The organism is Micromonospora sp. NPDC048170 (assembly GCF_040652795.1).
In the GTDB taxonomy this organism is placed as follows: domain Bacteria; phylum Actinomycetota; class Actinomycetes; order Mycobacteriales; family Micromonosporaceae; genus Micromonospora.
Genome location: NZ_JBEZMR010000001.1, coordinates 674,749 through 687,715, shown reverse-complemented (window position 1 = coordinate 687,715; position 12,967 = coordinate 674,749). Strand labels below are relative to the sequence as shown.

The window sequence follows — 12,967 nt, the reverse complement described above, 5'->3', positions numbered from 1 at the left end:
CCTCCGGGGCGCGGCCGACCTCAGGCTCGGGCCAGCAGGTACGCCTGTGGCGTGGGCTCCTGACGGCCCAGGTACGTCTCGGGCTCGCGCACCAGCCGGACGCGGACCTCCAGCCCGGCGTCGGCCAGCAGTTCGGCGACCCGGTCCGGTCGGCGGCGCCAGGCGCTGAGCGAGACCGGGTAGCCGAACGCCTCGGTCCGGTGCAGCGGCTCGTCGCCGACCTGGAACGCCATGACCAGGTGCCCGCCGGGCAGCAACGCCCGGCGGAAGCCGGCGAAGGTGGCCGGAAGCAGCTCGTCCGGGACATGGATGGTCGAATACCAGGCCACGATGCCGCCGAGGGAGGCGTCGGGCAGCCCCGGATCGGGCATCGCGCCCACCTCGAAGCGTAGGTGGGGGTGCGACCGGCGGGCGATCTCGACCATCCGCGGGGAGAGGTCGAGCCCGAAGGCGTCCAGCCCGAGCCCGTGCAGATACCCGGTGACCCGGCCAGGGCCGCAGCCGACGTCGGCGACGGGCCCGTTCCCGGCGGCCCGCACCAGGTCGGCGAAGCCGGTGAGGACCGCCCGGTCCCACGGCTGGCCGACCGGCTCGTCCTGGAACTGCGCGGCGTAGTCGGCGGCCACGGCGTCGTAGGACGCCCGGGTGTCGTGCAGCTGGTCCGGTCCGCTCACGTTCCGGCACGCTACCGGCCCCCGCGGTTCCCAGGGGGCGTCGCCCGGCCCGCCGTCGGATGTAACGACATTCGTGCCCAAGACGCTGCCTGCTGTCGTCCGGACGGATTCTCACTGCCGGGAATAAGCTCTGCGTACGGCGGCCAGTACCATCCGTGGCCATCGCCTGCCGGGGGTCGGACGCGGATCGAGGGGGCGCGTCCGGCCCCCGGTGCCGCGCACCGGGCCCGTCAGCCCGAAGGGAGCTGCGCGGCCGTCGTGACCACCCGGTCGATCAGCCCGTACTCGCGGGCCTCCTCGGCGGTGAACCACCGGTCGCGGTCCCAGTCCCGCTGGATCTCCTCCAGGCTGCGCCCGCTGTGCTGGGCGATCAGCTCCTGCATGGTCCGCTTCACGTGCAGCATGTTCTGCGCCTGGATGGTGATGTCCGCGACGGTGCCGCCGAATCCGCCGGACGGCTGGTGCATCATGATCCGCGAGTGGGGCAGGGCGTAACGCTTGCCGGCCGTGCCCGCGCAGAGCAGGAACTGCCCCATCGATCCGGCGAAGCCGAGCGCCACGGTGGCCACGTCGTTGCCGACGAACCGCATCGTGTCGTAGACCGCCATCCCCGCGCTCACCGAGCCACCCGGCGAGTTGATGTAGAGCACGATGTCCCGTTCCGGGTCCTCGGCGGCGAGCAGCAGCATCTGGGCGCAGATCTGGTTCGCCGAGGCGTCGGTCACCTCCGTGCCGAGAAAGATGATCCGCTCCTTCAGCAGCCGCTCGAACACCTGGTCGCCGAAGGACGGCTGCCCACCGTCCAACATCCGCACGTCGAGACCGATCATCGCGTCCACCCTTCCGGCAGTGCCGGCGGGCGACGGGAAGGGCACCCGGGGGACCGGCCCCTCCAGCCTGCGCGGAGCGGGGTGCGCCAACCCAACATTTCTGCCGGCGGCAGATCCGCCGACGGCAGAATCGGCTGGCCTAGACGACGGTCAATGGCCGCGCGCCCGCGCGGGTCCGCCCGCAGGCGAGTGCGTCGCGGGTACGCGGGCCGTGGCGCCCGCCCACACTGGAGGCGGGCCGCCCGACCCGGAGCGTCGGACCGCCCGTGCGCGGCGCCAGGTGCAGCAGCGGGCCACCGGTCCGGGGACCGACCAGGCCAGCCGGGGCGGCGGCGTCGGGTCGGCCGACCTCCGCCCGCTCCAGCCGGGCCAGGCTGGCACGGGGCGCGGCCGGGATCCGCGGCTCGACGCGGCGCAGGTCGTCGCGCGCCTCCTCCAGCAGGTCGGACAGGCGGATGCCGAGCGCCCGGCAGATCGCCGCGAGCACCTCGGAGGAGGCTTCCTTACGACCGCGTTCGACCTCGGACAGGTAGGGGACCGACACCCCGGCGGCTTCGGCCACCTCGCGCAGCGTGCGGCCCTGCCGCAGCCGGAGCCGGCGCAGCACGCCACCGATCACTCGTCGCAGCAGGGACATGCCGGCCTCACTCTCGGGCTCGTCGTCCGGGACACCCCCATCATGCCCCCTGCCGCCCGCGCGGGTCGGCCCCTACCGGCGCGCGTCGTGCCGCGACCCGTCGCGTACCCGGCTGGGCGACGCCGCCGTGCGAGATCCGGGCAGGCCGCTATGTTGTGGTCGTGCAGGTGACGACAGGGCCGGGGCAGGCCCTCACGTGATCCACTTTCCCGCGCAGCGACGAGGCCCCCTGAGCGCGCTGAGTCTCCGCCTGGCCGCCGCAGTCGGCCTGGTCTTCGCCACCGTCGCCGTGGTCTACCTCGACCGGGGCGGCTACCGCGACGTCGAGGAGGACGGGCTGACCCTCCTCGACTGCTTCTACTACGCGGTGGTCACCCTCTCGACCACCGGCTACGGCGACATCACCCCGGTCAGTCAGACCGCCCGGCTGATCAACGTCGTCTACATCACGCCGGCCCGGGTGATCTTCCTGATCATCCTGGTCGGCACCACCCTGGAAGTGCTGACCGAGCAGTACCGCACCGGGCGTCGCCTGTCGAGGTGGAGGAGAGCCGTGAAGGACCACGTCATCATCTGCGGCTACGGCACGAAGGGCCGCAGCGCGGTCTCCGCCCTGTTGGAGAACGGGCTGGACAAGTCCCGGATCGTGGTGGTGGAGCGCAGCGGACCGGCACTGCGGCAGGCCACCTCGGCCGGGCTGGTGGCGATCGAGGGCTCGGCGACCCGCTCGTCGGTGCTCAACGAGGCGCACGTACGCAACGCCAAAGCGGTGATCATCGCGACCGACAGCGACGACGCCTCGGTCCTGGTGGCCCTGACCGTACGGCAGCTCACCGCCGGGCAGGTGCGGATCATCGCCGCCGCGCGCGAGGCCGAGAACGCCCCGCTGCTCAAGCAGAGCGGCGCCCACCACGTGATCGTCTCCTCGGCCACCGCCGGCCGGCTGTTGGGCCTGTCCACCTCGGCCCCGCCGCTGATCGACGTGGTGGAGGACCTGCTCACCCCCGGGCAGGGCATGGCGCTGGCGATGCGTTCCGCCGAGCGTTCCGAGGTGGGCCGCTCTCCCCGGGAGCTGGATTCGCTGGTCATCGCCCTGGTGCGCCGGGGCAAGGTGGTCACCCTGGCCGACCAGGCCGGCGCGGTCATCGAGACCGGCGACATGCTGGTGCACGTACGCGACGACCGTCCTCAGGCGACGACAGCCCCCTGACCGGACCGCCCCTGACAACTGGGGTGCTAGACCGAAGCACGAGCCCGGCAGGCCGGCGAGCGTGTCGTTGTGGTGGCCCCGGTGGCGGTCCGGGTGTTGGCTGCGGTCGCTGGCGCATCGAGCCCGATGCCCTATTGGCACCTGCTCATCGGGCTATTTCTCGTGACGCTCAGTATTCAGCTCATGGCCCCGGTGCCGTCGCCCTTCGGACGCTTTGCTCTGCATCACCATATGCACCAGTAACGATCAGTGCGCGTTGCGTATGAGGATGCAGAGCAAAGGGGCTGCGGGGCTTGGTTGTTCCTGAGGCCGGTCCTTGCTGAAAGCCCTGGTCGCAGGGCTGTCAACGTCGACGGTGGCCGGCGCGTTCCTTTCAGCGCCGAGGCAGCCGTCACTCACCGTAGTGAATGGCGGGAAACTTTTCCTGTTACATACCGTGACCTGGCCGACAACGAGTTGGAGATACGCCAGGGGATACCGGCTTCGACAAGAAGTCGGGCTTCGACCAGCCGGGAGAAGGGGCCGCGTCCCGGCGAAAGAGGCCCGCGCCCTGACAGGAAGAGGCCCGCAACCGGATCCGGTTGCGGGCCTCTTCCTGTCGTCCTGGTGCCGCGGCGTCGGTCAGAGGATGGTCCAGGTGTCCCCGCTGGCGAGGAGACCGGCCAGCTGCTGCTCCGGCGTCTCGGTGACCTTGGCCTTCGCCTCGGCGAGCTGCGCCTGCACCACGCTGTCGTAGGACGGCCGGTCCACCGAGCGGAACACACCGATCGGGGTGTTCCGCAGATCCAGGCCGGGCAGGCGGGACAGCGCGAAGGCGTACGCCGGGTCGGTGACCGTCGCGTCGTGCACGACGATCTCCCCCGGGCTGACCGAGGCGGTCTCCCGGACCTCCAGGCCGAATCCGCCGGGCGGGTGCACGACGCAGAACTGCCCGTCCTTGCCGAACGTGATGGGCTGCCCGTGCTCCAGCCGGATCAGGAAGTCGTCCCGGGTGGCCGGCTCCTTGAGCTGTTCGAACGCGCCGTCGTTGAAGATGTTGCAGTTCTGGTAGATCTCCACGAACGCCGAGCCCTGGTGCTCCGCGGCGGCCCGCAGCACCGACTGGAGGTGCTTGCGGTCGGAGTCGATGGTGCGGCCCACGAAGGTGGCCTCGGCCCCGAGGGCGAGCGACAACGGGTTGAACGGCGCGTCGGCCGAGCCCGCCGGCGTCGACTTCGTGACCTTGCCCACCTCTGAGGTCGGCGAGTACTGACCCTTGGTCAGGCCGTAGATCCGGTTGTTGAACAGCAGGATCTTCAGGTTGACGTTGCGCCGCAGCGCGTGGATCAGGTGGTTGCCGCCGATGGAGAGCGCGTCACCGTCGCCGGTGACCACCCAGACCGACAGGTCGGGGCGGGTGGCCGACAGGCCGGTGGCGATCGCCGGGGCGCGGCCGTGGATCGAGTGCATCCCGTACGTGTTCATGTAGTACGGGAAGCGGGACGAGCAGCCGATGCCGGAGACGAAGACGATCCGCTCGCGCGGGATGTTCAGCTCCGGCATGAACTGCTGGATCGCGGCGAGGATCGCGTAGTCGCCGCAGCCGGGGCACCAGCGCACCTCCTGGTCGGACTTGAAGTCCTTGGCGGTGAGCTTGAGGGCGACGGGCTCAGACATTCTTCAGGACCTCTTCCAGCATCGTCTCCAGCTCGGCGGCGGTGAACGGCAGACCGCGGACCTGGTTGTAGCCGATTGCGTCGACCAGGTACTTCGCCCGGATCACGTGGGTGAGCTGGCCGAGGTTCATCTCGGGGATGACCACCCGGTCGTAGGAGCGCAGCACCTCGCCGAGGTTGGCCGGCATCGGGGCGAGGTGCCGCAGGTGCGCCTGCGCGATGGCGTGGCCGCGCTGGCGCAGCCCCCGGCACGCCGCGCCGATCGGCCCGTACGTGGAGCCCCAGCCGAGCACCAGCACCCGGGCGTCGCCGTCCGGGTCCTCGACCTCGACGTCCGGCACCGGGATGGTCTCGATCCGGGCCGCCCGGGTGCGCACCATGAAGTCGTGGTTCGCCGGGTCGTACGAGATGTCGCCGGTCTTGTCGGCCTTCTCCAGGCCGCCGATGCGGTGCTCCAGCCCGGCGGTGCCCGGGACGGCCCACGGCCGGGCCAGCGTCTCCGGGTCTCGCAGGTAGGGCAGGAACGTGGTGCCGTCGTCGCCGTTGGGCTTCGTGGCGAACTCGACCCGCAGGTCGGGCAGCGACTCGACGTCGGGCAGCAGCCACGGCTCGGAGCCGTTGGCGACGTAGTTGTCGGAGAGCAGGATGACCGGGGTGCGGTAGGTCAGGGCGATCCGGGCCGCCTCGATGGCCGCGTGGAAGCAGTCCGCCGGCGACTTCGGCGCGATCACCGCGACCGGGGCCTCGCCGTGGCGGCCGTAGAGCGCCATGTTGAGGTCGGCCTGCTCGGTCTTGGTGGGCATGCCCGTGGAGGGGCCGGCCCGCTGCACGTCGACGATCACCAGCGGCAGCTCCAGCGCCACCGCGAGGGAGATCGTCTCGCTCTTGAGTGCCACGCCGGGACCGCTGGTGGTGGTGACGCCCAGCGAGCCGCCGTACGACGCACCCAGCGCCGCGCCGACCGCGGCGATCTCGTCCTCGGCCTGCATGGTGAGCACGCCGAGGCGCTTGTGCTTGCTCAGCTCGTGCAGGATGTCCGAGGCCGGGGTGATCGGGTAGGCGCCCAGGAAGACCGGCAGCCCGGAGCGGACGCCGGCGGCCACCAGGCCGAGCGAGAGGGCCGCGTTGCCGGTGATGTTGCGGTAGGTGCCCGGCTTCATCTTCGCCGGCTTGACCTCGTAGCGGACCGCGAAGTCCTCGGTGGTCTCGCCGAAGTTCCAGCCGGCCCGGAACGCCGCGACGTTCGCCGCGACCAGCTCGGGGCGGGCGGCGAACTTGCGCTCCAGGAAGCGCAGCGTCGACTCGTAGGGCCGGTTGTACATCCAGGAGAGCAGGCCGAGGGCGAACATGTTCTTGGCCCGCTCGGCGTCCTTCTTGGAGACGTCGAGCGCGGCGAGCGCGCCGACCGTCATCGACGTCAGCGCCACCGGGTGCAGCACGTAGCCGGCGAGGGAGTCGTCCTCCAGCGGGTTCGACTGGTAGCCGACCTTGGCCAGGTTGCGCTTGGTGAACTCGTCGGTGTTGACGATGATGTCCGCACCGCGCGGCAGGTCGGCGAGGTTCGCCTTGAGTGCCGCCGGGTTCATCGCCACCAGCACGTTCGGCGCGTCGCCGGGGGTCAGGATGTCGTAGTCGGCGAAGTGCACCTGGAAACTCGACACGCCCGGCAGCGTGCCGGCGGGGGCCCGGATCTCCGCCGGGAAGTTCGGCAACGTGGAGATGTCGTTGCCGAGCTGCGCGGTTTCCGAGGTGAACCGGTCGCCGGTGAGCTGCATGCCGTCGCCGGAGTCACCGGCGAACCGGATGACCACCCGGTCCAGTTGACGGATCTGCTTGGTCACGCCTGCACCTCGCTTCGCTGGGCGCGGTCGCGCGGGCGGCTGAACATGATGGTGACCTCGCCTTGCCCGGCCACGTGACCTCCTTGACGCACCGCTGCACCAGACCCGCCGAGCGGGCCCGGTCCGCTGTAGTTACCTCACCTGAGAGCCTACGTCGAATCGCCGCCCCAACCTTCTCGGAGGCCGCCCTGTGGGATGCGATCCAGCGGAATTCCACCCCGATTTGAGGTGTTTCCGACCGCCCGCCGTAATCCAGATCACCGGTCGTCCGGGTCGGCGCGGCACCGGACGGTCCGACCGGTTCACTCCGTCGGTGCCGAGGACGGCCCGGCCGCCGGGGCGAGCAGCCGCCGCCGCAGTGCGGTGGTCGCCAGCGCGAGGGCGAACGCCAGCAGCAGCGTGGAGGTCACGATCAGGAGGACCGCTGTCCGTCGCGTCGAGCCGCCCCCGCCGTCGGTGCCGACGGCCGGGGCACCGGCGGCCACCACGCCCTGCGACCCGGTCGGCGCGGGCGGCGAGGCCACCGGGGTCGCCAGCGCGGCGACCGCGGTGATCCGGAAGCTCATCCGCACCTGCCTGGTCCGGCCGCTGCGCGGGTCGAGCTGACCGAGCACCGCGCCGGCCAGCGGGGCCTGCCGTTGGGCCTCGGGCGTCGCGGACACCGGCAGCCGCAGCTCCGCCGTCCGGCCGGCGGCGAGGGCGCCCAGCTCGCAGCGCGTACGGGCGGCGCTGACCGCCGTGCAGCCGGGTGGGGGTGCCGGCACGGTCACTCCGGTCGGCAGGACCACCTCGATCCGGCCGTCGGCGTCCACCTGGCCGGTGTTGCCAAGGCGCACGTCGAGCCCGCTCGCCACGCCGCTGATGTCGAAGGAGACCGCGCCGGCGTCCAGGCTGATCCCCGGCACCGGCGGGCCGGGCGGAAAGAGCACCGCGAACCCCTCGTGGTCGCTCACCGGGCCGGGCGTGCCGGGGGCGGTCGCGGCGACCCGGACGGAGCCGCTGAGCGGCATCGTCTTCCAGGCGTCGCCGTCGACGCGTACGTGGAGCAGGGCGCTGAACCGGGCGCCGGGTGCGCTCGTCCACTCGCCGCAGCGGTGCTCCCCGCCGCCGAGCGGGGCGCAGCCCCCGGTGCCGGCGTCGGTCAGCCCGGCCGGGAGCGTGTAGGCCAGCCGGATCCGGGCGGGCGTGGCGCCGGTGTTCGTGACGGTCACCCGCAACGCGGTCACGGTGCTCGGCGCGTTCCAGTACGCGGCGTCCAGGGTGATGTCGTCGGTCGTGACGCTGACCCCGACCGGGGGCGCCTGCGGGGTCGGGGCGGGCGCGGAGGGCTGGACCGGCGGCGTCGACGGTGCCGGGGGCGGTGCGCCGGTGGTCGGCGCGGCCGTGGTGGGTGCCGGCTGCTCCGGGGCCGTCGTCGTGGGTGCCGGCTCGGTCGTCGCGGCCGGTGGCGTGGTCTCCGGCGGTGGCGCCGTGGTCGACGGCGCCTCGGTGGGGAGCGGCCCGGTGCCCGTCGGATCCGCCGTCGGGGTGCCCCCGGCCGGCTCGTCGCCCGGCTCCCCGCCGGGTTCGGTCGCGGGGGAGGTGACCCGGGCGGCGGCCGGGTCGGCGGTCGCCCGGCCCGGCACCGCGGTGACCGTCAGCCCGACCGCGAGGCAGATCGCCAGCAGGGGCACGGCGCGTCGGTCACGCGCCCGCCGGCCCGGCCGTACGTCCACGCGAACCATCTGTCCTCCGGCGACGATGAGTGAGCTCCCAGTATTCGGCAACTGTTGCCGGCAGGCACTAGTCCCACCGGGAAACGAATCCGTAACGGGCCGGACCCGGACGGAGGCGGGGAACGGTAGGCTCAGCGACCGTGACCGGTTACCTGGGCTCGTACGCGACGCTCGGGCTGCTGCTGCTCGCCAGCGTCCTCTTCTTCGTCACGGCGTTCTCGGCGAACCGGGTGTTACGTCCCGCCCGTCCGGCCGACCCCTTCGGCAAGCGCGCCACCTACGAGTGCGGCCTCGATCCCGTCGGCGCCGACTGGGCGCAGATGCAGATCCGCTACTACGTGTACGCCTATCTCTACGTGCTGTTCGCCGTGGAGTCGGTGTTCCTCTTCCCCTGGGCGATGGTCTTCGACCGGCCCGGCTTCGGGGCGGTCACGGTCGTGGAGATGGCGGTCTTCGTCGCGGTGCTGGCCCTCGGCATCCTCTACGCCTGGCGGAAGAACATCCTGCGCTGGACCTGACCACCCGGCGACGGGGCGGACGGTCAGGCGAGGCCGCGGCGGGTCAGCGTCGGTGGGCGGTCGCCCCGGATCGAGGCGACCATGTCGAGCACCCGGCGGGTGGGACGCACCTGGTGCGCGCGGAACACCCGGGCGCCCAGCCAGGCCGAGACCGCGGTGGCCGCCAGCGTCCCCTCCAGCCGCTCGGCCACCGGCAGGTCCAGCGTCTCGCCGATGAAGTCCTTGTTCGACAGGGCGACCAGCAGCGGCCAGCCGGTGCCGGAGAGCTCGCCGAGCCGGCGGGTGATCTCCAACGAGTGGCGGGTGTTCTTGCCGAAGTCGTGCGCCGGGTCGATCAGGATCCCGTCGCCGCGTACGCCCAGGGCGACCGCGCGCTCGGCGAGCCCGGTCACCGTCGTGACCACGTCGGCGACCACGTCGGCGAAGGCCGCCCGGTGCGGCCGGGTCCGGGGCGCAAGGCCACCGGCGTGGGAGCAGACCAGGCCGGCGCCGGTCTGCGCCGCCACCCGGGCCAGGGCCGGGTCGGCGCCGGACCAGGTGTCGTTGAGCAGGTCGGCGCCCGCGGCCACCGCCTCCACCGCAACCTCGGCCCGCCAGGTGTCGATCGAGATCACCACGTCCGGGAAGGCGGCCCGGACGGCGGCGATGGTGTCGACGGTGCGGCGGATCTCCTCGGCCGCGTCGACCTCCGCGCCGGGGCCGGCCTTGACCCCGCCGATGTCGATGATCCCGGCGCCCTCCTCGACCGCCCGCTCGACGGCGCGCAGCGCGCTGTCCTGGGCAAAGGTCGCACCCTGGTCGAAGAAGGAGTCCGGGGTGCGGTTGACGATTGCCATCACCACCAGCTCGTCCGGGCCGAACGTACGCCCACCGAGCCGAAGCGCCCCGGCCATGCCGCCTCCTGAAGGTCCGCGCCGCCGACCCGTCCCCGCCGTCGGCCGATCACGACGCTAGCCGGTCCGCCGCCGTCGGGCCGCGCCGGTCCGTCGGTGTGCCGGACATGGGTGCCGACCTGGGCGCCTGGCCCCGCCACGCCGGTGGCACGGGCCGGTGCGCCGGTGCGTCGGGCGGAGGTGCGTCGGGGTGGATCCGGGACGCGGGCGGGTGGTGGGGTCGCTCCGGCCCGTTCGACGTGCCACGATCTGTACATGGGTCAGGTTCTGCTCCTGCTGGTCGTGGCGTTGACCGTGGCGGCGGTCGTGTTCGGGGTGACGGTGCTGGTCTCCGGCCGGGATCCCGGCCTGACGCCGGCCGAGCCGGACGGGCGGGCCGTGCCGTTGCCGGCGGCCCGTCCGCTGCGCGAGTCCGACGTGGGCGAGGTCCGGTTCGACACCGCGCTGCGGGGCTACCGCATGGCCCAGGTCGACCACGCGATACGCCGGGCGGCCTACGACATCGGCTACAAGTCCGAGCTGATCGGCGTGCTGGAGGCGGAGGTGGCCGCGCTGCGCGAGGGGCGGACGGCGGACGCCGACGCCCTGCGCCAGGCCCGGGAGCAGGCGGCCCGGGCGGGCGTCGCCGAGGCGTCGCCGGAGGCCCGGGGGACGGTCCCGGTCGGTGCCGACCGGCCGGACGCGACCGGGGACACCGACGTGGTCGTCGAGCCGATCCCCGCGTTCGCGGGCACGACCGCCGGGCCGGCGACGAAGGAAGCGCCGGCGGCCGGCGCCGGCGCCGCCGCCCGCCCCGACGACACGGCCTTCGCCCGGACGGGCGCCGACGTCACGGCGGACCGGACGGGTGCGGGAGACGACGGTTCCGCGGACCGGACGAGCGGTGCCGACGCCACGGCCCGGACCGGGGCGGACGACGACACGACGCAGCCGGCGGGCGACGCGGCCGGTCCCGGCCCGGTGGTCCCGTCGGAGCCGAAGTGACCGGGCCGGAAGACGGCGGGGACCTGCGCGACGTGGCGCGGCGCGGCGCGGGCGAGGTCACTGCCACGGTGATCGTCGACGCGCCGGCGGAGCGGGTCTTCGCGGCGCTGACCGCCTGGGAGCGGCAGTCGGACTGGATCCCCTTCACCACCGTCCGGGTGGTCCAGGGCGACGGCGGCGAGGGCAGTCTGGTCGAGGCGGTCACCGCCGTCGGCCCCGCCGTGCTGCGCGACGAGATGCGGGTGGTCCGGGTGGACGCGCCCTACGAGGTGGGCGTCGTGCACTGCGGCAAGCTGCTGCGCGGCCCCGGCGTGCTCCGCTGCACCCCGCTGGAGCGGGACCGCACCCAGGTGGTGTGGCACGAGTGGTTCCACCTGCCGGGCGGCTCGGCCGGTCGGGTGGCCTGGCCGGTGCTCTGGCCCGGGTCGAAGTTCGGCCTGACCCAGGCGCTGAAGAAGTTCGGTCGGCTGGTGGAGCAGGGCCGGCTGCCCTGACCGGGGCTGCGCGGGCCTGACCGGGCTGCGCGTGATCGACTCGACGTCCCTGACACCGGGGTGTCGACGTGACCGGGACGCCCCGATGTCGTCGACTCCGGGCGGATCAGGCCCGGTCGCCGAGGCGCGACGCAGGGCCGGAGGCCACCGGCCTGTCGGGGCGGTGCCCTAGCGTGGACGCGTGACTGACCTGGTGATCGGCACCGACGGGCTGCCGCGATGCGGCTGGGGGCACAGCACCCCCGACTACGCCGCCTACCACGACACCGAGTGGGGCCGGGCCCTGCGCGGCGACGACGAGCTCTACGAGCGGCTCACGCTGGAGGCGTTCCAGTCGGGGCTGTCCTGGCTGACCATCCTCCGCAAACGTCCCGCGTTCCGGCTGGCCTTCGACGGGTTCCGGATCGAGACCGTGGCCGGCTACGGCGACGCCGACGTCGCCCGGCTGCTCGCCGACGCGGGCATCGTCCGCAACCGGGCCAAGATCGAGGCGGCGATCGCCAACGCCCGGGCCGCGCTGGAGCTGCCGGAGGGGCTCTCCGCGCTGCTCTGGTCCTTCGCGCCGCCGCCCCGACCCGCCCGGCCCACGTCGTTCGCGGAGGTGCCGGCGCTGACCGCCGAGTCCACCGCGATGGCCAAGGCGCTCAAGAAGCGGGGCTTCCGCTTCGTCGGCCCGACCACGGCCTACGCGCTGATGCAGGCCACGGGGATGGTCGACGACCACCTGGCGGGCTGCCACGTCGTGGCGGCGCGGGCGGCGTGATGGGATGGAGTCCATGACGACCGACACCGCGCACCGGGTGGACGGAGCGCGCCCCGCCGACGGCACGGACGCCTGGGCGGTGCTGCTGCCCGCCGGGCGCTACGAGGCCGAGCGGCTCGTCCACCACGACACGCTCGAGTTGACCGGCCTGGCCGACGCCGCCCGGCCCCGTCCCGGCGACCGGGTGGCCGTGCTGGCCGACGCGCCGCCACGGCTGGTGGCGCTGGGCCGGGTCGCCCTGGCCAGCGGCCAGGAGCGGGAGGACCCGGACGACCCGCAGTCCGAGCGGGCCGAGACGCCGCTGGTGGTGGCGTACACCCGGCGGGCCTTCGACGAGCCGGTGCCGGTCGACACGCTGGCGCTCGACGGGCCGGTGACCGCGCTGGCCCCGACGGCCTTCCGGGAGTTGGCCGACCAGCTCGGCCCGCCGCCGCGACGGCGTTCCTGGCTGGTCAGCCTCGACCTGCCGATCGAGGCCGCGTCGCCCGCCGAGGCGGTCCGCCTGTTCTGGGCGTACGTGCAGGAGCTGGGGCCCCGCGAGCTGCCCGCCTTCGTGTCGCCCTCCGGCGACGAGTTGGCCATGCAGGCGTTCGTGCTCGGCGCGGAGGCCAACCAGGATCCGGAGGAGGACGACTGACTGCGACCGGGTGACGTCCCCGCGACGACGCTCAGGTCCGGTGCTCCCGGCGCGGCCCGGCCGCACCCACGGAGGCGCGGCCCACCGCCTGTTCGGAACGTCGGCGGTGGGCCGGT

General features: G+C 73.4%; 13 protein-coding genes. 6 read left to right on the top strand and 7 right to left on the bottom strand.

Going from position 1 to position 12,967, the window contains the following annotated elements; translation table 11 throughout:
- Positions 1-20: 20 nt before the first annotated feature.
- The 3 genes from AB0D32_RS03075 to AB0D32_RS03065 all read right to left on the bottom strand — a co-directional run bounded on the left by AB0D32_RS03075 (position 21) and on the right by AB0D32_RS03065 (position 2,141).
- Entirely contained in the window at positions 21-674 is a 654-nt protein-coding gene (locus tag AB0D32_RS03075) for a class I SAM-dependent methyltransferase (RefSeq protein WP_357083917.1), read from the bottom strand.
- Between the two features lie 230 nt (positions 675-904).
- Entirely contained in the window at positions 905-1,504 is a 600-nt protein-coding gene (locus tag AB0D32_RS03070) for an ATP-dependent Clp protease proteolytic subunit (protein WP_357083914.1), read from the bottom strand.
- Positions 1,505-1,643: 139 nt separating this feature from the next.
- Positions 1,644-2,141, bottom strand: a complete 498-nt coding sequence (locus AB0D32_RS03065; RefSeq protein ID WP_357083910.1) for a helix-turn-helix transcriptional regulator — start codon at positions 2,139-2,141, stop codon at positions 1,644-1,646.
- 196 nt (positions 2,142-2,337) lie between these two features.
- Here AB0D32_RS03065 and AB0D32_RS03060 point away from each other — a divergent pair, with 196 nt between their 5' ends.
- Positions 2,338-3,351, top strand: a complete 1,014-nt coding sequence (locus tag AB0D32_RS03060) for a potassium channel family protein (RefSeq protein WP_357083908.1) — start codon at positions 2,338-2,340, stop codon at positions 3,349-3,351.
- Between the two features lie 621 nt (positions 3,352-3,972).
- On the opposite strand, the gene AB0D32_RS03055 is transcribed toward AB0D32_RS03060, so the two are convergent.
- The 3 genes from AB0D32_RS03055 to AB0D32_RS03045 form a co-directional block, all read right to left on the bottom strand.
- Positions 3,973-5,007 carry a 2-oxoacid:ferredoxin oxidoreductase subunit beta gene (locus AB0D32_RS03055; protein WP_357083905.1) on the bottom strand — a complete coding sequence of 345 codons (1,035 nt, stop codon included), beginning with the start codon at positions 5,005-5,007 and terminating at the stop codon, positions 3,973-3,975.
- The gene (locus AB0D32_RS03050) at positions 5,000-6,847 is read right to left on the bottom strand and encodes a 2-oxoacid:acceptor oxidoreductase subunit alpha (protein WP_357083902.1); all 1,848 of its coding nucleotides are present in this window, start codon (positions 6,845-6,847) and stop codon (positions 5,000-5,002) included. Before AB0D32_RS03050 ends, AB0D32_RS03055 begins: the two co-directional genes overlap by 8 nt.
- Positions 6,848-7,149: 302 nt before the next feature.
- Positions 7,150-8,571, bottom strand: a complete 1,422-nt coding sequence (locus AB0D32_RS03045; RefSeq protein WP_357083899.1) for a hypothetical protein — start codon at positions 8,569-8,571, stop codon at positions 7,150-7,152.
- A gap of 131 nt (positions 8,572-8,702) precedes the next feature.
- On the opposite strand from AB0D32_RS03045, the gene ndhC reads away from it, so the two are divergent.
- Complete coding sequence (gene ndhC / locus AB0D32_RS03040) at positions 8,703-9,080, top strand: NADH-quinone oxidoreductase subunit A (protein ID WP_357083896.1); 378 nt, start codon at positions 8,703-8,705, stop codon at positions 9,078-9,080.
- Positions 9,081-9,103: 23 nt separating this feature from the next.
- Here ndhC and folP read toward each other — a convergent pair whose 3' ends face one another.
- Entirely contained in the window at positions 9,104-9,973 is an 870-nt protein-coding gene (gene folP / locus AB0D32_RS03035; RefSeq protein WP_357083893.1) for a dihydropteroate synthase, read from the bottom strand.
- 255 nt (positions 9,974-10,228) lie between these two features.
- On the opposite strand from folP, the gene AB0D32_RS03030 reads away from it, so the two are divergent.
- The 4 genes from AB0D32_RS03030 to AB0D32_RS03015 all read left to right on the top strand — a co-directional run bounded on the left by AB0D32_RS03030 (position 10,229) and on the right by AB0D32_RS03015 (position 12,851).
- On the top strand, positions 10,229-10,957 hold the full coding sequence (locus AB0D32_RS03030; RefSeq protein ID WP_357083890.1) for a DivIVA domain-containing protein: 729 nt from the start codon (positions 10,229-10,231) through the stop codon (positions 10,955-10,957).
- Entirely contained in the window at positions 10,954-11,451 is a 498-nt protein-coding gene (locus AB0D32_RS03025) for an SRPBCC family protein (protein ID WP_357083887.1), read from the top strand. The genes AB0D32_RS03030 and AB0D32_RS03025 overlap by 4 nt, the downstream gene beginning before the upstream one ends.
- A 181-nt stretch (positions 11,452-11,632) precedes the next feature.
- Positions 11,633-12,214, top strand: coding sequence for a DNA-3-methyladenine glycosylase I (locus tag AB0D32_RS03020; protein ID WP_357083884.1), 582 nt, complete (start codon positions 11,633-11,635; stop codon positions 12,212-12,214).
- Between the two features lie 13 nt (positions 12,215-12,227).
- Complete coding sequence (locus AB0D32_RS03015; RefSeq protein WP_357083881.1) at positions 12,228-12,851, top strand: hypothetical protein; 624 nt, start codon at positions 12,228-12,230, stop codon at positions 12,849-12,851.
- The last annotated feature ends 116 nt before the right edge of the window (positions 12,852-12,967 follow it).